Source organism: Sorangium sp. So ce145 (genome assembly GCF_051525985.1).
GTDB classification, from domain to species: domain Bacteria; phylum Myxococcota_A; class Polyangia; order Polyangiales; family Polyangiaceae; genus Sorangium; species Sorangium cellulosum_B.
In genome coordinates this window covers 11,979,198-11,998,975 of the sequence record NZ_CP150315.1, presented here as the reverse complement: position 1 = coordinate 11,998,975, position 19,778 = coordinate 11,979,198, and the positions used below count along the sequence as shown (strand labels likewise).

At 74.3% G+C, this 19,778-nt stretch carries 8 protein-coding genes and 1 tRNA gene; all 9 read right to left on the bottom strand.

All coding sequences use genetic code 11. The features are described from left to right. Positions 1-82: 82 nt before the first annotated feature. Positions 83-706 (bottom strand): methyltransferase, encoded by a 624-nt coding sequence (locus WMF34_RS44565; protein ID WP_437991625.1) that lies wholly within the window; start codon positions 704-706, stop codon positions 83-85. Next, complete coding sequence (locus tag WMF34_RS44560) at positions 703-3,897, bottom strand: efflux RND transporter permease subunit (protein WP_012241321.1); 3,195 nt, start codon at positions 3,895-3,897, stop codon at positions 703-705. Before WMF34_RS44560 ends, WMF34_RS44565 begins: the two co-directional genes overlap by 4 nt. A gap of 16 nt (positions 3,898-3,913) precedes the next feature. Next, positions 3,914-5,314 carry an efflux RND transporter periplasmic adaptor subunit gene (locus tag WMF34_RS44555; RefSeq protein WP_437991624.1) on the bottom strand — a complete coding sequence of 467 codons (1,401 nt, stop codon included), beginning with the start codon at positions 5,312-5,314 and terminating at the stop codon, positions 3,914-3,916. Continuing rightward, positions 5,311-6,567, bottom strand: coding sequence for a TolC family protein (locus WMF34_RS44550; protein ID WP_012241319.1), 1,257 nt, complete (start codon positions 6,565-6,567; stop codon positions 5,311-5,313). Before WMF34_RS44550 ends, WMF34_RS44555 begins: the two co-directional genes overlap by 4 nt. A gap of 163 nt (positions 6,568-6,730) precedes the next feature. Then, the gene (locus WMF34_RS44545; RefSeq protein ID WP_012241318.1) at positions 6,731-7,120 is read right to left on the bottom strand and encodes a hypothetical protein; all 390 of its coding nucleotides are present in this window, start codon (positions 7,118-7,120) and stop codon (positions 6,731-6,733) included. A 739-nt stretch (positions 7,121-7,859) separates the two neighbouring features. Continuing rightward, positions 7,860-7,941, bottom strand: a tRNA-Leu gene (locus WMF34_RS44540). A gap of 224 nt (positions 7,942-8,165) precedes the next feature. Then, on the bottom strand, positions 8,166-9,398 hold the full coding sequence (locus WMF34_RS44535; RefSeq protein ID WP_437991623.1) for an ATP-binding protein: 1,233 nt from the start codon (positions 9,396-9,398) through the stop codon (positions 8,166-8,168). Positions 9,399-9,455: 57 nt separating this feature from the next. Continuing rightward, positions 9,456-11,231, bottom strand: coding sequence for a carboxypeptidase-like regulatory domain-containing protein (locus WMF34_RS44530; RefSeq protein ID WP_437991622.1), 1,776 nt, complete (start codon positions 11,229-11,231; stop codon positions 9,456-9,458). A gap of 483 nt (positions 11,232-11,714) precedes the next feature. Then, a complete protein-coding gene (locus WMF34_RS44525) occupies positions 11,715-19,775 on the bottom strand; it encodes a hypothetical protein (protein WP_437991621.1) in 8,061 nt (2,686 codons plus the stop codon). Positions 19,776-19,778 lie beyond the last annotated feature (3 nt).

The following is a 19,778-nucleotide window of genomic DNA, read 5'->3' as shown; positions in this document are numbered from 1 at the left end:
GGCGCCATGAGACGCCACGAAGAAGAAAAAACTCAGTAAACCTGGCCTCTTGTGGCGTCTTGGCGGTTCAAAAGCCCCTCCTTCAGTCAACGGGCGGTGAGCTCCCTCGGCCGATCCCGGGCACGAAGCGGCCGACCTTCGCGCAGTAGGCCGCGTACGCGCCGCCGTGGGTGCGCAGGAGGTACGGCTCCTCGACCAGGCGGACCTGCAGCTCGATCGCGATGACCAGCGCGACGAGCGAGGCGAGCGCGGCCGCGTTCGGGAGGATCAGCAGCAGCCCGAGCGCGGCCAGCATCATGAAGCTGAAGACAGGGTTCCGCACCACCGCGAACGGGCCTCCGGTGACGAGGCCCGTGCGCTCCGCCTCGCGGACGCCGATGCGCCAGGACGCGCCCATCGCGCCCTGGGACCAGAGCGTGCCGAGCGTCCCCGAGATCGTCATGGCCGCGCCGAGGCCGACGAGGGGCGGGCCTGGATCGGCGAGGGGCCCGATCCAGGCCGCGAGCTCCGCGACGGGGGCCAGCGCTCCCAGGACGAGCGCGATCACGAAGAGCACGCCGCCGAGCCACGGCAGCGACCCGGGTGGCCCCGAGATGCCGCGGAAGCCCGCCGATCCCGTCGCGCGGAGCTGCCTGAGCGAGCGCCACCCGAACGCGAGCGCAAGGTAGATCCCGTAGAGAACGAGGGCGAGCCAGGGTCGGTTCATGTCGAGCTCTCCTGTCGATGGGTCAGCCGGTAGAGGACCGGCAGGACGACGAGCGTGAGCGTGGTGGACGAGAGGATCCCGCCGATGACGACGGTCGCGAGCGGGCGCTGCACCTCGGAGCCGGTGCCGGTGGCGAGCGCCATCGGGACGAAGCCGAGCGCCGCGACGAGCGCCGTCATGAGCACGGGGCGGAGCCGCGCGATCGAGCCGTGGAGCACGGCGTCGTCGAGCGCCTCGCCGCGCTGCCGCAGGTTCTCGATGAACGTCACCATCACGAGCCCGTTCAGCACGGCGACGCCCGAGAGCGCGATGAAGCCCACGGCCGCCGAGATCGAGAGCGGGAGCCCGCGGCCCCAGAGCGCGAGGACGCCGCCGGTGAGCGCGAGCGGGACGCCGGTGAAGATCAGCGCGGCGTTCCTGAGCGTCCCGACGGAGAGGAAGAGCAGCCCGAAGATCAGCCCGAGCGCCACAGGGACGACCACGGCGAGGCGCCGCTGGGCGGCGAGCATGTTCTCGAACTGGCCGCCCCAGGACATCCAGTAGCCCGGCGGGAGCTTGATCTCGGCGTCGATCCGCGCCTCGGCGTCGGCGACGAAGCCGCCGAGGTCGCGCCCGCGCACGTTGCACTGGACGACGACGCGGCGCTTGCCGCTCTCCCGGCTGACTTGGTTCGGGCCCTCTTCCACGCCGATCTTCGCCACCGCGCCGAGCGGCACGAACGCCGCCCGCTCGGGCGCGCCGGCCGCCGCGGCGATGGTGGGGCCGCTCGGCCCGGTCGCGTGGCCCCCCTTGCTCCGGAGCGGGATCGGGAGCCGCTCGAGCGCCCCGATGTCGCGGCGGATGGAGTCGGGCAGCCGGAGCACCAGATCGAAGCGCTTGTCCCCCTCGAAGACCTCGCCGGCGCTCACGCCCCCGATCGCGGCCTCGACGACCTCCTGCACGTCGGCGACGTTGAGCCCGTAGCGGGCCACCATGCGCCGATCCACGTCGATGGTCAGCACCGGCAGGCCCGTGACCTGCTCCACCTTGACGTCGGCGGCGCCCGGCGTCGCCTTGAGGAGCGCGCCGATCCTGCTGGCCTCCTTGAGCATCACGTCGAGGTCGTCGCCGAAGACCTTGACCGCGACGTCGCTCCGCACGCCGCTGATGAGCTCATTGAACCGGAGCTCGATGGGCTGGCTGAACTCGTAGTTCTGCCCCGGCAGCTCGTGGATCACCGCCTCGATCGCCTCGGCGAGCTCCTCCTGCGTCTTCGCCTTCTTCCACGCGCTCCGCGGCCGCAGCATCAGGTAGGTGTCGGAGACGTTCGGGCCCATCGGATCGGTCGCGACCTCGGCCGTCCCGGTCCTGGCGAAGACGTGCTCGATCTCGTCCGGGAACCGCTCCCTGAGGAGGCGCTCGAGCTGCGCCTGCATGGCCACGCTCGTCGTGAGGCTGATCGACGGGATGCGCGCCGGCTGGAGCGCGAGCGCCCCCTCGCTCAGCTTGGGGGCGAACTCGCTGCCGAGCCCCGCGGCGACCAGGCCGGAGGCGGCGAGGGCGACGCCCGCGATCGCGACCACGATCGGCCTGTGGGACAGCGCCCAGGCGAGCGCCCTCCCGTAGGCGTTCTTCGCGTGGCGAAAGAGGAGGTTCTCCTTCTCCGACACGTTGCCCCTGAGGAGCAGCGCCACGAGCGCCGGGATGAACGTCATCGACAGGATCGTCGCCCCCGCGAGCGCCAGGACGACGGTCTGCGCCATCGGCCGGAACATCTTCCCCTCGATGCCGGTCAGCGTGAGGATGGGCAGGTAGACGATCGCGATGATGAGCTCACCGAAGATCGTCGCCTGGCGGACCTCCTGGGACGCCTCGTAGGCGAGGCCGAGCCGCTCTTCGCGGGTGAGCACCCGCCCGAGCCGGCGCTGCTCCTCGGCGAAGCGCCGCACGCAGTTCTCGACGATGATCACCGAGCCGTCGACGATGAGCCCGAAGTCGATGGCGCCGAGGCTCATCAGGTTGCCGCTGATCTTGCCCTCGACCATGCCGGTGACGGCGATCAGCATCGAGAACGGGATCGCGAGCGCGGCGATGAGCGCGGCCCGGAGGTTGCCGAGCAGGAGGAAGAGCACCACGACGACGAGCGCCGCCCCTTCGAGAAGGCTGTTCCTGACGGTGCTCAGGGTGGCGTCGACGAGGTAGGTGCGGTCGTAGACGGTCTTGACCGTCACGCCCGCGGGCAGCGACTTGTTGACCGCCTTGATCTGGTCGTCCACCCGCCTGGAGACGGCGCGGCCGTTCTCCCCGACGAGCATGATGGCCGTGCCGATGACCGCTTCTTCTCCGTCCTCGGTGGCCGCCCCCGTGCGGAGCTCCTGGCCGACGCTGACCTCGGCGACGTCCTCGATCCGGATCGGCGCCTCGCGGTGGTTGCCGACGACGATGCCCCGGATGTCGTCCTCGCTCTGCACGAGGCCCGTGGCGCGGACGAGGTACTGCTCGCCCTTGTGCTCGATGTACCCCCCGCCCGCGTTGGCGTTGTTGCCCGCGAGGGCCTCGAGCACGTCGCGGAACGAGAGCCCGTAGCCGACGAGCTTCGCCGGATCGGGCGAGACCTGGTACAGCCGCTCGTGGCCGCCGATCGAGTTGACCTCCGTCACCCCCGGCACGGTCCGGACCTGGGGCCGCACGATCCAGTCCTGGATCGTGCGTAGATCGGTCAGGTCGTACGGCTTGCCGTCGGGCCGCCTGGCGTCCGGCGCGGCCTCGAGGGTCCACATGTAGATCTCGCCGAGGCCGGTCGCGATGGGGCCCAGCTGCGGCTCGCCGAGCCCTGGCGGCAGGCTCTCCTTCGCGGCGCCCAGGCGCTCGGCCACGAGCTGCCTCGCCCAGTAGATGTCGGTGCCGTCCTCGAAGATCACCGTCACCTGGGAGAGCCCGTAACGGGACAGCGAGCGCACCTGCTGGACGCCCGGGATCCCGCCCATGGCCCACTCGATGGGGAAGGTGATCTGGCGCTCGACCTCCACGGGGGAGAGCGCCTTGACCGATGTGTTGATCTGCACCTGGACGTTGGTGATGTCCGGGACCGCGTCGATCGGCAGGCGGGTGAAGTTGTAGGCCCCGAGCGCGCCGACCGCGAGGGTGATGGCGACGACGAGGAAGCGATGGCGGATCGAGACGGACAGGAGCCGCGAGAGCAAGGTGAGCATGGGGTCCTCGCGCTCCTCAGTGCTGGTGTCCGGCCTCGGATTTGCCGAGCTCCGCCTTGAGGATGAAGCTGTTCTTGCCGACGTAGCGCTCGCCGGCGGCCACGCCTGCCTCGATCTCGACGACCGGCGCGCCGCGCCGCGGTTCGGCGGCGGGAGCGCCGGGTGGCCCGCCCGCGCCTGCCCCGAGCGCCACGCCGCTCGTGCCACGGCGCCCGATCTTCACCGGGCGGGCCTCGAAGGCGTCGCCCTCCTCGACGAAGACGACGTCCTTGCCCTCGACCCGCTGGATGGCCTCCTCGGAGACGACCACGGGCGCGGCCGCCTCCTCGACGGCGATGTCGGCGGTCGCGAAGAGCCCGGGGCGCCACGCAGCGCCCGGGCTCTGGAGGACGACGCGGGCCACGGCGGAGCGGCTCTGCTCGTCGACGACCTGCCCCAGGTACGCCAGCGTGCCCTGCGCGCTCTGCTCGATCCCCTCGGCCTTGACCCAGGCCGTCTGGCCGATCCGCGCGCGGCTGAGGTCCTTGGCGTAGACGGTGACGTTGACCCAGATGGTCGACAGGTCGGCGATCACGAAGACCTGGGTGTCTTCCTTGAGCACCTCGCCGATGGCGATGTGCTTCTCGATGATGGTGCCGTCGATGGGGGCGACCAGCGCGTAGCCGCTGCCCTTGCCCGCGCCCGAGCCCGCGGCGGCGCTGAGCTTCTGGGCGGCGCTGCGGTGCTCGATCCGCGCCTCGGCGACCGCCTGCCTGGCCGCGAGGTACTCCTTCTCGGCCGAGATGCGCTCCTTCCAGAGCGCCTCGTGGCGCGTGAAGCTCGCCTCGGCGAGGGAGAGGCGCTCCTTGGCCGCCAGGAGCTCGCGCTGGAGCTCGGCGAGCTCGCGGCTGTCGAGCACGGCGAGCACCTCTCCTCGCGTGACCGTGTCGCCCAGCTGCTTCTTCACCTCCCGCGCCGTCCCCGGCACGCGGGGCGTGACGTGCGCGATGGCCTCCGCGTTGAGCGCGACCTCGCCGGGGAGGGTGACCGTCACCGCGACGTTGCCCGGTCCGGCGGTGAGCATCTCCAGCCCGGCGTTCTGGATCATCGCCGGCGACAGCTTGAGCCTGTCGCCGTGGGCGTGCGCTTCCCCGGGCTCGTCCGGCGCGCGCTTCTCCGCGTGGTCGTGGTCGTGATCGTCGCCGTGGTCGTGGCCATCGCCGCGGTCGTGCTCGTGGCCATCGCCGTGCGCTCCCTCCTTCTCGCCGTGCTGATGCCCGTCGTGCTCCTCATGGCCGGCCTCGCGGTCGTGCCCGTGGCGTCGATGCTCGACGCGCACCGTGATGGCGACGGCCGCGACGACGAGCGCCAGGACGGCGGCCGCGATCGCGGCGATCACCTTCGGGGAGAGCTCTATCTTCCACGGAGGAGCGCTCATCGGGGTGCCCTCCCCGCGGCGACGAGGAGCTCGATCTTGGCCGCCGCGTGGGCGTGCTCGGCCTCCAGCAGCGCCGCCTCGGCGTCGATGACCTCACGCCGCACCAGGAGGACGCTCGCGAGATCCTTCTCGCCGAGCTCGTACCCTCGCGCCGAGATCGCGGCCGCCTGTTCCATCAGGGTGGCCGTCGGTGTCAGCGCCTGGAGGGCCTCCTTCGTCGCCTTGTAACGCGCGTAGAGCTGGGTGATGTGGCCCGCGGCGCCGGTCCGCGCGGCCTCGGCGCGGGCCTGGGCGACCTCGATCTCCGCGGCGGCGGTCGCGGCGCCGGCGCGGTTGGCGTTGAGGATCGGCAGCGGGATCGCGAGGCCGAGCATGCCGATGTTCGCGCCGTCGTCGCGCTCGACCTGGGCGACGACGTTGACGGTGGGCCACCCGGCCGCCCGCTCGCGCTCCGCCCTGGCCCGCGCGGCGTCGACCGAAGCCTCGGCGGCCCCGACATCGGGGCGCCGCCCCAGGTCGCCGAGGATCGACGCCAGCGGCGGCGGATCGTCAGGCGGCACGAGGGGCCCCTCCACCGGGGGCAGCTGCTGCGCCGCTCGCAAGGGGAGGCCGAGCAGGCCGAGGAGCGCCGCCTCGTCGGCGTCGCGCGTGCCTTCCGCCGCCTTCGCGGCCGCCTGGTCGCGCCCTCTCTGGAGCGACGCCAGGGCGACATCGACCTCCGGCACCTCGCCTGCCTTGCGCTGGCGCTCCGCGGCGGCGTGGAGCCGCTCTGCGAGCGCGACGCGGGCGCGGGCGAGCTGCACCTGCCGCTCGCCCCGGAGCACGAGGGCGTGCTGGAGCAGGGCGGCGAGCAGGACGCGGCGCCGGCCGTCCTCGGCGCCGATCTCGGCGGCGCGCTGCTCGGCCTTCGCGGCTGCGATGCGCTCGCCTCGCTGGCCGCCGAGCTCGATCGGCCACGCGAGGGACGCCGAAGCGGCCGCCGGCTTGCTCCCGTCGGGGTTGAGCCGAACGCCGCCCATGCCGGTCAGCACGGGGTTCTCGAGGGAGAGCGCGCCTGCGGCCGAGGTCGCGGCGCGGGCGACGCCGACCTCCGCCGTGGCCACGCGCGCGCTCGGGGCTGCGCGGGCGAGGTCGGCGACGCGGGCGCGGGTGAGGGGCGGCTCTGCGGCGAGGGCCGCCGGGGGCGCGATCGACAGGAGGTGAAGGGCGAGCGAGGAAGCGACGAACAGACGACGCACGGGGGGATGGAACATGGACGACAGCCCTCGAGCGCGTGGAGCGCTCGCGCGAAGAACCGCGGTTGTGCCCGGTCAGGATCGCGTGAGAGGGCCGAGCTCACGGCGGCGCGGCGCAGGGGCGCTCAAACGCCTGTGCGCTGCTGCCGTGCTCGCGGGTGCGACACCTGACGAGGGCGCCTCAGGCGCGCGGGTGTCGGGGTGGCCGTTCGAGGCGGTGAGGGAGGCTGCGCCCTGGCATTTCCGGCAGCGTCGACGCGGCGATCTCGTACGCCTCCAGGAGGATGTAGGGCAGCGCGGCGCCGACGGACAGCGTCATGGGGATACGGCCACAAGCGCAGTCGCTGCAGCTGGGCGGACAGTCCTCGTGGGAGCTGTCCGGCGCCGCGTCCTCCTCGTGATGGGCCGACGACGCCTCGAGCATCGGGTGCTCGCAAGCGATCGTCATGCCGAGCGCCTGGAGGGTGTGGCCCTGCGCCATGAGACCGACGACGAGCAGCACCGGGAGCGCGGCGCGGATCCAGCGAAGGATCGCGCTGCGGTCACGATGGGGTCGCCGGAGGCGGGACATCCGATGCGAGCGTGGGGGAGGACGAGACGGGCGTCAAGGAAGGCGTTCGGCCGAGCCCGACCACGCCGCTCGGCGACCGACGCAAGCCTGTGCACGCCGCCGACGCGCGCCCGGACGGAGGATTGAGCAGGAATGCGCACGACACGGTCATCGTGGCACCCCGGACTCCACGCTGGAACATGCGGAGTGGACCCTCCACGAACAGCATGGGTCCGCGTTCAAAGCGTCCCCGCCGCGGACACCTCGCGCACGACCGATGGCTCGATTGGCGTCAACGCCAGTGCGCTAGGGACATGAACCATCGTCCGTATCGCGCGAGTCTGCGGGGATCACCTGGACCGGAGAGCCAGCGAGGAGCCTCGGAGGCAGCCGCCGAAACAGCACGTCGGCCAACCCCTCGGAAGAGCCCTGAGGGCTCCCAGGCGCGCATCTCCTGTGCATCCCCGGCGCGAGCTCGTGTGACATCCGCCCCGAACAGGCGGTCTGTCGCACGCCCCCGGAGCGCCACTCCCACGCGGCATGTGCTGCCCGCGAGCATCGCCGTGCGTCCAGCTGGGCGCAGACGAGCGCTCAGCGGTGCCACGGCAAGCCGTCGAGACTCAGACGCGCGCTCCGAAGCCGGGCGGCCCCGTCAAGACACAAGGGCAGCGTCACCGGTACCGCACAGGAGCCGAGGGAATGCGCTCAGCCAGGTGTGCACAAGGAGTGGAGAACGAGGCGTCGAGAGAGAGACAGGGAGTGCGAAGGGGGGGACTTGAACCCCCACGGTGTTACCCGCTAGCACCTCAAGCTAGTGCGTCTGCCAATTCCGCCACCTTCGCGAGTGCGGTTGCGGGACGGAACCTACCCAGCTGGCCGGGGAAGTCAAGCTAATCCTCACAACGTCGTCCCACGGCGCAGCGCCCGCGCTGGTCAGCCCGGCGCGGCGGCCTCGCGGCCTCGGCCGATCACCGGGCTGCCACGGCTGCGCGCGCGACCGGAGCGCGCGCCAGAGGAGCACGCCCGCACCGCGCGGAGCGCTGCGCGCACCTCGCCCGCGGGCTCTTCAGCGGACGAGCGCCTCGACGATCTCGCGGATCTCGAACGGCTTGCGCACCCAGGAGACGCCGGAGTTCGCGGGGAGAGGATCGGCGCCGGCGCTGCCGGACATGACCACGAGCCGCACGTCCGGGTTGGCCCTGCGCACGGCGGAGACGGTGCCGAGGACGTCCTGCTGGATCGGCGAGATGTCGAGCAGCGCGGCCTGGAACGGCCCGGAGGCGAGGGCCCCCGGGAGCTCGACCGCGCTCTGCACGCTGACGATGCTCGCGCCGCGGGCGGTGAGCGCCGTGTCGAGCAGATCCACCACCGCGTCGTCGTCCTCGACCACCAGGATCCTGACGCCATCGAGGATCGTCCCGTGCTGCGGCGGCGACGTCATGTTCCGCGGCACAGGCGGCTTTTCCTCGGCTCCTGCTTCGCCGGGCGGGGCGTCGGCCGGCGGCGTGTCCTCGACGGGCCAGCGCAGCTCGAAGCGAGCGCCTTCCTCCGAAGGCACGAGCGCGAGCGCGCCGCCGGCAGCGCTCGCCAGCGCCGCGGAGTGGCGGAGGCCGATGCCCGCTCCGCCAGGCCGCGTCGAGACGCCGGAGCTCAGCAGCGTCGCTCGGCGCGACGGCGGGACCCCGGGCCCCTGGTCCGCGACGCCGATGACGACCACGGCGTCCTCCAGCCTGGCATCGACACGGACGGACGAGCCGCGGGGCGACAGCGCCACGGCGTTGAGCAGGAGGTTCGTCAAGATCTGCACGACCGCAGCGCCGTTGCTCACGCCGGTGCGCGCGACCGCGGGCTCGATCACCGCGCGGAGCGCGATCGCCGAGCGGCGCGCCTCGGGCTCGAGCCCCATGACGGCGTCGTCGATGACGTCGGCGATCAGGCGCGCCGGCTCCCCCAGCGGCCTCGACGCGACCTCGCCGTCGCCGGCCGGACGCCCCTCGGCGCCGATGGCCCGCCGGATCAGGCGGCGAGCGTCGCGCGCGCGGGACGCGGCGACGCCGAGCGCGCGGCCCAGCTCGGGGCCTTGCTCGCCCTGCGCGCGCTCGATGCACCCCACGATGACCGTGAGCGCGTTGGAGACCTCGTGCAGCGCGATCGCGAGCTCCTGCGCAGACGGAAGCGAGGTCCCGATCGCGCGCTCCTCGTCGGCGCGCTGGCCGAGGTCGCCGCGCAGAGGAGGCGCGAGGGTCAGGCCATCCTCGGTTGAAGGCTCCGATGTCCCACCGCGCGTCGGCTGCGCCACGGGCGTTAGCCTATCTCGCTCCGCGCTGAGCTGGTACCGCCCTTTTTCGCTCCGACTTCACCGGGACATCGATGGGGGGAGCGGCAGTACATAGGAGCCATCGGCCGCCGACCGGGTCTCGCCGATCTGGATGCCCCTCGTCTCCTGCGCGGTCGCGCCCTGGACCGGCAGCCAGGCCACGACCGTGGCGTCGCCGAGCGGGGCGCCCGACGCGTCGCGGACGACGCCCTGGAGCACGGCCGGGAACGAGATGGCGAGCTCGAGGTCGGTGACCGCGGCGTCCATCGCAGAGATCGTCAGGCGCGGCCTGACGAGCCACGGGAAGGCGGAGCCGGGCGTCGGGCGGACCGAGAAGTCGAACTCCCCTGGGTCGATGCCGATCGAGAACGCGCCGTTACGGAGGACCCCGGACGCTTGCCGGGGCAGCAGCGGCCCGGGCGTCAGGACCTGGCCGAAGTAGGGCGTGACCTGGCCGCGGGCAGGGACCGCGAACACGCCGGCGCCGTCCATCAGCTCGCCCATGGGCCCCTGGACGCGGCCGCGAAGCGTCCCGGCCTCGGGGATGACGACCGACTGACCGCAGTAGCAGTCGTCGCCGGCGGCGAACTTGAGCGGCTGCTTGACGGCCGCCTTGGCGGTGTCGTTGATCGGCTGCGCGAAGAGGACGTACTCGCCCGGCGGGAGATCGGCACGGAAGAGGCCGTTCGCGTCCGTCTCGGTGTCCAGCTTGTAGGCGGCGGTGGGCGCCCTGTCGATGATGGCGCTCTGGATACGGACGGCGGTGAGCACCGGGTTGCCGTTCACGTCGAGCGTCTGACCTTCCACGCGGCGCGCCGCCGCGTCGAGCTGGAGGAGCGACAGGTCCAGGTTCCCCGTGGAGCCCTGGAGCGCGACCGCAGCGAGCTCCCAGTAGACCGTGGGCCTCGGCACGCCGTCCTTCGGACGCAGCCGGATGAGCGGGCTCCTGGCCTTGTCGGTCCAGTAGAACTTCACGCTGAACCCGACCTGCGTCGCGGTCGCCTGCGGGTCGGGCTCGGCCTGCTCGAGGAGGCCTACCTGGGAGAGGACGCTGCCGGTCACCGGGTCGACGAGATCGAGCTTCCACCCGTCGACGCGCACGCGCTCGGGCACCTGCAAGCTGCCCTGGAGCACGGCGGGCGCCTCGGCGTTGATGCCGAGCGTCCACTGCTCGGGGACCACCTGGTTCGGCAGGACGATCGGGGGGGGGATGTCGTCGAGGCAGTCGGCGCGCGCCTGCGGAATCAACGAGATATGGTAGTCGCCAGCGGGGATCGAGAGCTGGAATCTCTGGCCGTCGGTGCCGTCCGGCTCCGAGAGCGTCGAGTAGCTCTGGGTGGGCAGGCCCAGGATCGGCGAGATGCTCCGGAACTCGACCTTCACGGGGAACTGCCCGCCGCTCAGGGGAGGCAGCCCGCCGGTGCGGTTCTCGCAATAGGAGCCGCCGAGGCGCACGGTGGCCTTCACGCTCGCGGACATGGGGAGCGTGAGATCGACGGAATGCACCTGCCCGCCAGGGTCCTGAGGAGGGAAACCGCTCGCTGCATCGATGGCGAGGAGATGGGAAACCTCCGCGCCCTGCTCGGGCAAGGCGCGCGGCCGGATCTCGAGGATGAGCCCGTCGAGGTTCGCGCTCGTCGAGACGCACGCGCGTTGCCCGCTGACATCGGCGCAGGTCGCCCCCGGGCCGCACTCGACCGACCCGTCGCAGGCGTTCATCGGGGCGGATTCCGCCATTTCGAGGGGAATGCCGCAGGCCACCGAGGTCGGTAGGCAGGCGAGCAGCGCGGCGCACACGACGTGTCGCGCGCTCACGACGCCCTCCTCGCCACCGACGCAGCGCGCGCGGCGCGGAGCAGAGACCGCCCCCGTGGCGGTGCGGCGGGAGAGCGCCGCGGTCCCGCGGAGGCGCCGGCGACCGGTGGCCGCCGAGCGGATGAGAGCGACGCGCGGAGCCCGAACGGGTCCGCACCCGAGCAGGCGCAGGGGAAAATCACACCCGAACGAGAAGGCGATGTTCGTGCCAACCGACAGACGGCGTTCCGGGCAGCGTGGGGCGAGCATCCGCTCGACAGGGCGCCGCGCAACCCGCGGCGGCGCTGTGACAGCGCTGTCGCGTCGAGACGGATGCGCCGATGCGGCCACCCCGCACTCATCGCAACCAGGCGAAGCTCGGACATGCACACGGGAAAGCTCGGGTGAGACGGGATACGACCGGGCTCCGGTCGGCGCTGCGGGGGCGCGAGGTCTGCGAGGAACATGACGCCACCGACGTCCGCGCAGCGGGTGCCGCGACGCCTACGTGCCTGCACGGAAGCGCGAGCTTCCCGTGTCGACCCGCCGGAGTGAAGGCACGGTACCGGGCTGCCATCGCGCTTCGGCGTACTCCATCCGCGTCGCGAGGCGTACGAGATCGGCGACCTCGGGGACCGCCGCGCAGGCCGCGGCGAGCCCTTCGGGGTCGGAGAGCGGGACCGCCAGCTCCACGCCGCGCTCCTTGAGGGTCGCGCGCACGGCCGTGGCGACGTTGCCCGCGGCGAAGAGGCCAGCGCGGCGCATCGCGGTGCGGGTCGTCTTGACGGCCCCCTCGTAGGTGATCTTGTCGGCGCTGTCGCAGATCTCGCGGAGGCGACGCTCTGCGCGCGGGGGGATGAGCTGCCAGAGGTTCTGCTCGAGCCGCACCACGGCCGGATTGCCGCGGGCGCTGTGCGCGGTGGCCTCCAGGGGCCCGAACGCGGCGACGATGGCGGAGAGCAGCGTGCGGAGCTCATCCTCCGAGCTGGTGTTCACCAGGACATGGTCGGGCATGGCGCCAGCGAGCTGAGCGCCGAGCAGGTAACGCAGCTCGGGGGTGTCCTCGCGGACCTCGCCCCGCAGCAGCACGGCCGGCGGGTTGACCCGGACGATCTGCCCCTCCGGCCGCGATGGAGCAGGCGAGGGAGCGCGCTGGTGGAAGAGCGCGGTGCGCAAGAGGCCGAGGTGAGCGGCCATGACGCCGTAGATCTCCCCGAGGAGGGTAGGCGATGTCGGCTGGATCCGCTCGGAGGGGACGAGCCCGGACTGGCCTGCGTCGCGGCGGTAGAGGCCCGTCTCCCAGACGATCGCGAGCGCCTCGTTGACCGGCGACTCCAGATCGCGGAAGAGCAGCGCGCTCACGAGCTCCGGCGCGTCGCGCTGCGCGGCGAGGGGCGGCGGCGTGACGACGCCCTCGCCGGGCCGGTCGGACGGCTCGTCACCGTCGAAGGCGCGCAGCACGTGCTCGATGGCGCGGGCGTAGGTCATGTTCTTGTCGGCGATCGCGGCCGCCTGGAGGCGCTCCAGGGTGCCCCGATCGCCGAGGCGCAGGTGGGCCTGCATCCGTCGGACCGCCAGCGCCTCCCGGGAGCGATCGTCGCGCGGAGCGAAGCTCTTGATGAGCCGCTCGCCAGCGTCGTACGAGCCCGCGGCGAGCTCGCGGAAGAGCGCTGCCTCCTCGAAGCTCTCGGCCGCGGACGGCGACCACGCGGCCACGAGCCGCGTCGCGGAGGAGGGCGGCTGGATCGACGCCGGGGCGGAGACCGGGGGCCCGGGCTGCGGCGCGCCGGCGCTGGAGCGGACGGACGCGGCGCCGCCGCGCGCGGCGTTGCTCTCCGCGACGCCTGACACGGCGCTCGGTGACGGCGCCGGCGAGGCGGCGGTGCTCGCCGTCCCGTCGAGCAGATCGTCGTCCGACACCGCGGGAGAGGTGGATTGCGACGGGTCGTCGGCGATCAACCCCTCGTCGAGCGGATCGTTGAGCTCGACGAGATCGATGTGCGGGTTGCTCGAGGCCGGCGCGCCGCCGCTCGACGGCGCGCGGCTGCTCGCCGGCCCGACCCCGCTCGACGGCGCGCGGCTGCTCGCCGGTCCGACCCCGCTCGACGGCGCGCGGCTGCTCGCTGGCCCGACCCCGCTCGACGGCGCGCGGCTGCTCGCCGGCCCGACCCCGCTCGACGGCGCGCGGCTGCTCGCCGGCCCGACCCCGCTCGACGGCGCGCGGCTGCTCGCCGGCCCGACCCCGCTCGACGGCGTACGGCTGCTCGCGGGTCCGGCGCCGCTCGCCGCCGACGCAGCGCTGGGCGGCGCCTCTGGCGCCGCCTGGACCGGCTCCGCCGCGGCTGCCCGGAGCGACGCAGCCTGGAGCACCTCCTCGGGAGGCAGGGTCGCGCGCTCGCTGGCCAGCTCGGCGTTCAGCTCGGCGATCTTCAGCCCCAGCGAGCGATCCGAGCCCGCGAGCACCGTGGCCTGCGAGAGGATCTTCGCTGCGCGATCCGGGTCGCTCGACACATGCAGGCGCGCGAGCTGCATCAGCGCGCGCGCGCGATCGATCCCCGAGCTCTGCGCGGCGAGCTCCTCGAGCGCCTTCCGGGCGGCCTCGGGCTCACCTCGCGCGGCCGTGAGCTCCAGCTGGCGGCGCAGCGCCAGCGTGCGCGTCTCCGGCTCCGCCGCGGCCTCCTCGAGCAGGCGCGCGGCCGCCTCGAGATCGCCGGCGCTCTGAGCGGTCTCGGCGGCGGCGAGCGCGACCCGACCGCGCGCGCGCATCCCCTGGAGATCGCCGCCGAGCGCGCGATCGAACAGCGGGAGGGCGGCGGAGAAGTTTCGCTTCAGGGCCAGGCGCTCCGCCATGCCGAGCGCGACCAGCGTGCTCGGGCCGACCTCGGCGTGGCGCCGGGTCAGCTCCCGCATGCCGGCGCCGTGGCCCTGGATGACGTCGAGCGTCTCGGCGAGCAGGAACGCGTGCAGGTCGACATGCGCCGGGCGCAGGCGCGGCGCGATGCGGCCGAGCTCCTCCACCGCGGCCTGCGCGTCGCGCGGCGTCCCGGTCCCGCGCAGGCGATACTCGATGCGGCGCGCCTCGAGGACGGCGTCGGGCGACTCCGGGGCGAGCTTCACGGCGCGGCGAGCGCGCTCGAGCGCCGTCGCGTCGTCCCCGAGCGTCGAGGTGGCGCGCGCCGCCTCGACCAGCAGCTGCGCGCGCCGCTCGGGGGCGTCGCGCGACGCGCTGGCGAGCTGATCGAGCGCCGCGGCGAGCGCGTGGCCGTCCCCCTCCCGGCGGGCGATCTCGACGCGGAGCTCGATCACGGCCTCGCGCGGCGCGATGCGAGCGACGCTCTCCAGCGTGTCCTTCGCGGACTCGACGTCCCCGCCGCCGAGGTAGCTGCTGCACGCGCGGAGGCTGTACTCGGCCCGCTCGTCGGTGGTCGTCGCGAGATCGCCCAGCCTGCACCAGAGCGGCGCGGCGCGCAGCGGCGTCCCGAGCCGCTCGTGGATGTCCGCGAGGAACCTGAGCGCGCTCACGTCGTCCGGTGACGCCGCGAGCAGGGCCTCCAGCTCGGCGCACGCCTCGTCGAGGAGGCCGAGGCGCTGCTCGAGCAGGGCGGCGCGCCGGAGCCGCAGCGCGCGCCGCGTGTCCGGCAGCGGAGCCGCCTCGATGCGGCGCGCGAGGAGGGCGGCGACCGCGGCGTGATCGCCGCGGTCGCTCGCGTCCTGCTCGACGACCTCGACGGCGTGCATGTCGGAGAGATCCAGCCGGGCGATCGCCTCGTAGAGCGCCACCGCGGCGCCGCGATCGCCGAGCTCCTGGGCCAGCGGCGCGAGCTCGCGGAGCACGACCAGCCGCTCCTCGTCGCCGCTCAGGATGCCCTGGAGGCGCGTGAGCACGTCGAAGAGCCGCTGGCGATCGTCGGTGCTCCGCGCGAGCCGGATGAGCTCGTCGATGTGCGCCTTGTCGAACGGCGTCCTCTGGGCGGCCTCCAGGAGGAGCTCCACCGCGCCATGGAGATCGCCGCCGGCGGCGAGGATGCCGGCGTGCTCGCGCGTCAACCCGAGGCGGACGGCATCCGGCAGGTCGACGCGCGCGAGCTCGGACTGGACGAGCGTCTCGAGATCGGCGCTGCGACGTTCGGCCGCGTACAGCCGGCGCAGCCGGGTGACGACCTCGTCGCGCGTCTCGCCCACGAGCTGCCCGCCGGCGAGCGCCCGCTCCAGGGCGACGGTGGCCTCGGCGCGCTGGCCCTCGCGCTCGTGTTTGTCGGCGAGGTGCAGCAGCGCCTCGAGGCGCCGCGCGACCGGCAACGCGTCGTCCAGCGAGCGCTTCAGCGCCTCGTCCCCGCTGGCCTCGACGGCCCCCTCCGCCTCGTACGCGAGCGCGTCGTCCTCCGGCGCGCGCCGGGCGGCCTCCACGAGCAGCGCCGCGGCGACCGGCGGCACGTTCAGGGCGCCCGCGAGCTTGCTCGCCCACCTGAGCAGGCCGGGACCGACGCTCGAGTGCGGCCTCATCGCCGCGGCGTACACCGCCGCGACGAGGTGCGACGCCGGCTCGGTCTGCCGCGCGAGCTCGCCGACGATGTCGAGGAGCGTCTGGAACTCGTCGACGTCGCCGTCGGCGAGCATCGCGCGCTCGATCGCGGCGAGCGCGAGCGCGGGCGAGTCGAGGACGGCGACGGCGATGCGCGCCATCGCGAGCCCCGCGCGGGCCCCCTCGGGGCCGTCGAGCTTCGCGATGCTCGCCTTGACCGCGCGGTCGAAGCGGATGGCCTCGACCTCCGGCTGCCCCGTGCACGCGATGAGATCGCGGATGGCCGCGCCGACGTCCTCGACGAGCGCCGCGTCCGGGCGTACGACCATCGCGCGGAGCAGGATGTCGAGGCGCAGCCGGAGGCCCTCCTCCGTGCGGCCGGTGAGGGCCGCGGCGCGCTTCAACCACGCGTTGCGCGACGCCGGATCGGCCGTCGTCGCCACCCGCTCGAGCGCGCGCACGGCGTCCGACGGCTCGCCGACGTGCTCGGCGAGCCGAGCGAGCAGCACGTACGAGGTGCCCTCGGTCGGGACCGCCTCGAAGCTGGCCACGGCGTGCGCGAGCGCGAGCTCGAACGCGCCGCGCCTCTCCAGCTGCCGCGCCGCGCGGTAATGGGCGGCGCGGCGGCCGTAGCAGCCCAGGGCCGCGTCGGCGAGCAGCCGGTAGGTCTTGTCGAGGACGACGATGCCGCCGTCGGCGTCCGCCGATTTCTCGACCAGCGCGACGGCGTCCGCGCGGAGGGGATCGAGCTCGATCGCGCTCGCCGCCGCGGAGAGAGCGCGCTCGGGCAGGCCGTGCTCGTGCGCCAGGTTGGCGGCCTCGATCAGCAGGTTGGCGCGCCTGCGCCGCTCGGGCCCGACGTCGCCCGACCACCTGTTCTCGTCCGCGGCGGGCTGCGCTCCCCGCTCGCTCCGCGCCTCCGCGGCGCGCGCGACGATCGCCTCGATCGCCGCCTCGACGCCCGCGAACTCGCACATGTCCCGCGCGTAACGCTCGGTGCCGCCGCTCGGCGCGAGCTCGCTCGCGCGGAAGAACGCCTCCTCGGCGCCCCGGTGATCCTCCGCCAGGTCCCAGCGCAGGCTGCCGAGCTCACGCCACGCGGCCGCGGCCTCCGCCGCCGCGCCGGCGCCCTGCGCGGTGAACGCCCGGGCCTTCGCCTCGGCCAGCGCGATGGCGCCGTCGGAGCCGAGCCCCTTCGCGTCGAGCAGCGACGACTCGAGGCGCTGGACCCGCGCGAGGATCTCGTGAGCATCCGCCTGCGCCGCGGCTGCGCGCGCGAGCTCCTGCGCTGCCCCGTCCGGATCGCCGCCGTCGAGCCGGCAATCGGTGAGCATGAACATCAGCTCGGGGGCGTGCGCTGCCGTGATCTCGACGGCCAGCCACCGCTCGAGCACGGTCACCGCGAGGTGAGGGTCGCCCGCCCGGCGCGCGAGCTCCAGCAGCCGCTCGCGCAAGAGCGGGTTCTGCGGGCCGAAGACGTCGAGCGAGCGCCTCGCGAGCGCCGTTCCGCGCTCGGGATCGAGGTCGTAGAGGGCGTGCAGCGCGCTCGCCAGCGCCGCCGCCATCTCGCCGAGCGGCTTGGGCTGCGCCAGGATCCACGCGAGCGCGTCCGAGAGCCGGGCCGCGTCGCCGGCGGCCGCCGCGCGGCGGATGAGCTCCGCGGTCGCCTGGGGGCACCCTGGCCGCAGCGCGAGCCAGCGCTGGGTCCACGCGAGCGCGAGCGGCAGCTCGCCCAGCGCCTCCAGCGCCCTCGCGAGGCCGTCGCAGAGCGCGCCGCGCGGGAACACCGTGGTGATGGAGCGCTCGATCGCGGCCGCCACCGCCCGATCGACCTCGAACGGAGGCGCCTCGCCGGCCTCCGCGGCGGCGGCGAGATCTGCCGTGAGGATGGAGGCGAGCGTGGCCACGGCGCGCGCGGACGACGGATCGGCCTCGCAGGCGAGCAGCGCGACCTCGCGCGAGAGCGCCGCCTCGCGCGCCCGCTGCGTCCGGTGGTAGAGCGCCGCGGCGCTCGAGAGCAGCACCGCGCGCAGCGCCGGCCAGACCGGCGCGGCGAGCTGCACGAGCGCGTCGGCGCGCTCCCGCAGGCGCCCGGTCCGCGTGGCCAGCACGAGCGCGGCGCTCGCCGCGCCGCGGTGCCCCGGGGCCTCGCCGAGCAGCGGCAACACCTCGTCGAGGGCGCGGGCGTCCTGGCCTTGCCGCCGGGCGATCGCCGACAGGAGGAGCCTTGCGCGCACCAGCTCGACCCGCGTCAGCGAGGCCGCGCGGAGCGCCTCGGACCTCGCGGAGCGCGCGCCCTCGGCCTCCGAGGGCGCCCGCGTCGCCTCGGCCAGCCGCGCGCGGAGCAGGGCGTCGAGCGCGGCGCCTCCCCCGGTCCGCCGGCTCAGCCGATCGAGCGCCAGCAGGCAGCCGCGGTCGGCCGGCAGCGCCCGCGAGAGCCCCACGAGCGCCTCCTCGTAGGCCGCGCGCTCCTTCGGGCGGCCGCGGTAGATCACGACGAGCCGGCGGAGCGCGTCGATCCGCCCCTCGGCGGTGTCCGCGCCGCGGAGCGCGCGCTGCGCCGCGGCGAGCGCCTCGTCCTGCCCCTTGAGCCGATCGGCGATCCGCTGGAGCCCTGCCTCGGCGGGCGTCGGGTCGCCGCCGATGTCTCTCAGCGCCTCGAGCGCCCAGCGCGCGAGGCCGGGGTCGCCGATCTTCTCTTCCGCGAGGCGCGCGAGCTCCGAGAGCGCGTCGATCCGCCCCGCCGCGTCCTCCGTCGCCCGCGCGTCCGAGCCCTCGCCGATGCGGATGAGCGCCTCGACGAGGGGCGCCATGTCGTGCAGCGTCGCCGCGTGGTCGCGCAGCGCGGAGCGCGCGGCGGCGCTGCCGGAGTCGCTCGCCGCGGCCTCGATCCAGGCCTCCACGGCGCGATCGGGGCTCGCGAGCGGGCCAGCGTGGAGCCGCGCGAGCGCCACGTACGCCTCGGCCCTCGACGCCCCGACCCGCTGCTCCGCCCTGAGCTCGATCCGCGCGGCCACGAGCTCGTAGAGCCCCGCCTGCTCGAGCACCTCGTCGATCGCGCGGGCGGCGTCGCCGTCGATCGCCCCGTCGAGGCCCGCGTCGAGCACGCACCCGACGGCGCGCGCCCAGTCGCCCTCGTTCGTCGCGCCCTGGAGCCGGTGGCCGTGCACCTCCAGCGCGCGTCGCAGGGCGGAGGGGCCAGGGGCCTCGCCCTCGCCGCGAGGCGCCCGCGCCGCGAGCGCGTCGGCGTGCGTCCGGAGCACCTCGTCGGCCGCGCCCTGCCGGCCGCGCAGGAACAGCGCGGCCGCCATCGCCTTGGCGGCCATGTCGTCGTGAGGCGCGATCTCGAAGGCGCGCAGGCGATCCTCGAACGCCGCCTCCCGCTCCCGCGCGGCTTCGCGCCGCTTGGCCGCCTCCAGGTACGCCTTCGCCGCGGCCGCGGGGAACACCTCGTCCGACGCCCAGGCCGCGATGGTGCCGAGCAGCTCGCTCGCCATCGCGTCGTCCGGGGCGAGCTCGCTCGCCTCTTCGAGCGCGTCGACCGCGCCCGCGACGTCGCTGGCGCGCGCGAGGAGCACGGCGATCTTCACCAGCATCCGCGCCGTCGCGCCGGGCGGCTGCGCGTCGTCGCGGAGGCCGCGCAGCGCCGCGGCGGCCAGGGCTGGCTCGCCCAGCCCGGCCAGCCATCCGGCGAGCTCGCTCCTCATCGCCGGGTCGTCGCCCAGCGAGAGCGCCCGGCGCGCCAGCGTCGTCGCCTGGTCCAGCTCGACGCCGCGCGCGGCGAGGATCCTCGCGAGGGCGAGGGCTGCCTCGCGCTCCCCTTGCGCGTCGCCGGCGGCGCGGCGCTCGTCCATCCGCGCGCGCCAGTAGGCCTCTTCAGCCCGCGGGCCGCGGTGGCGCGACACCGGCGCGATCGCCCGGGCCCCTGCGAGGACCAGCTGCCCCGCAGAGGCGGGCCCGGCAGGATCCATCAGCTCCGGCGACTGCAGCGACCTCCTCGCGCCCGACGCTGATGCTGCCCGATCCGGAGGTGAAGAGCTCATTTC

Bases quoted from the DNA above. Each gene is read 5' to 3' on its own strand.
- WMF34_RS44525 (WP_437991621.1), bottom strand. From the start codon at position 19,775: ATGAGCTCTTCACCTCCGGATCGGGCAGCATCAGCGTCGGGCGCGAGG.
- WMF34_RS44565 (WP_437991625.1), bottom strand. From the start codon at position 706: ATGAACCGACCCTGGCTCGCCCTCGTTCTCTACGGGATCTACCTTGCG.
- WMF34_RS44555 (WP_437991624.1), bottom strand. From the start codon at position 5,314: ATGAGCGCTCCTCCGTGGAAGATAGAGCTCTCCCCGAAGGTGATCGCC.
- WMF34_RS44550 (WP_012241319.1), bottom strand. From the start codon at position 6,567: ATGTTCCATCCCCCCGTGCGTCGTCTGTTCGTCGCTTCCTCGCTCGCC.
- WMF34_RS44560 (WP_012241321.1), bottom strand. From the start codon at position 3,897: ATGCTCACCTTGCTCTCGCGGCTCCTGTCCGTCTCGATCCGCCATCGC.
- WMF34_RS44545 (WP_012241318.1), bottom strand. From the start codon at position 7,120: ATGTCCCGCCTCCGGCGACCCCATCGTGACCGCAGCGCGATCCTTCGC.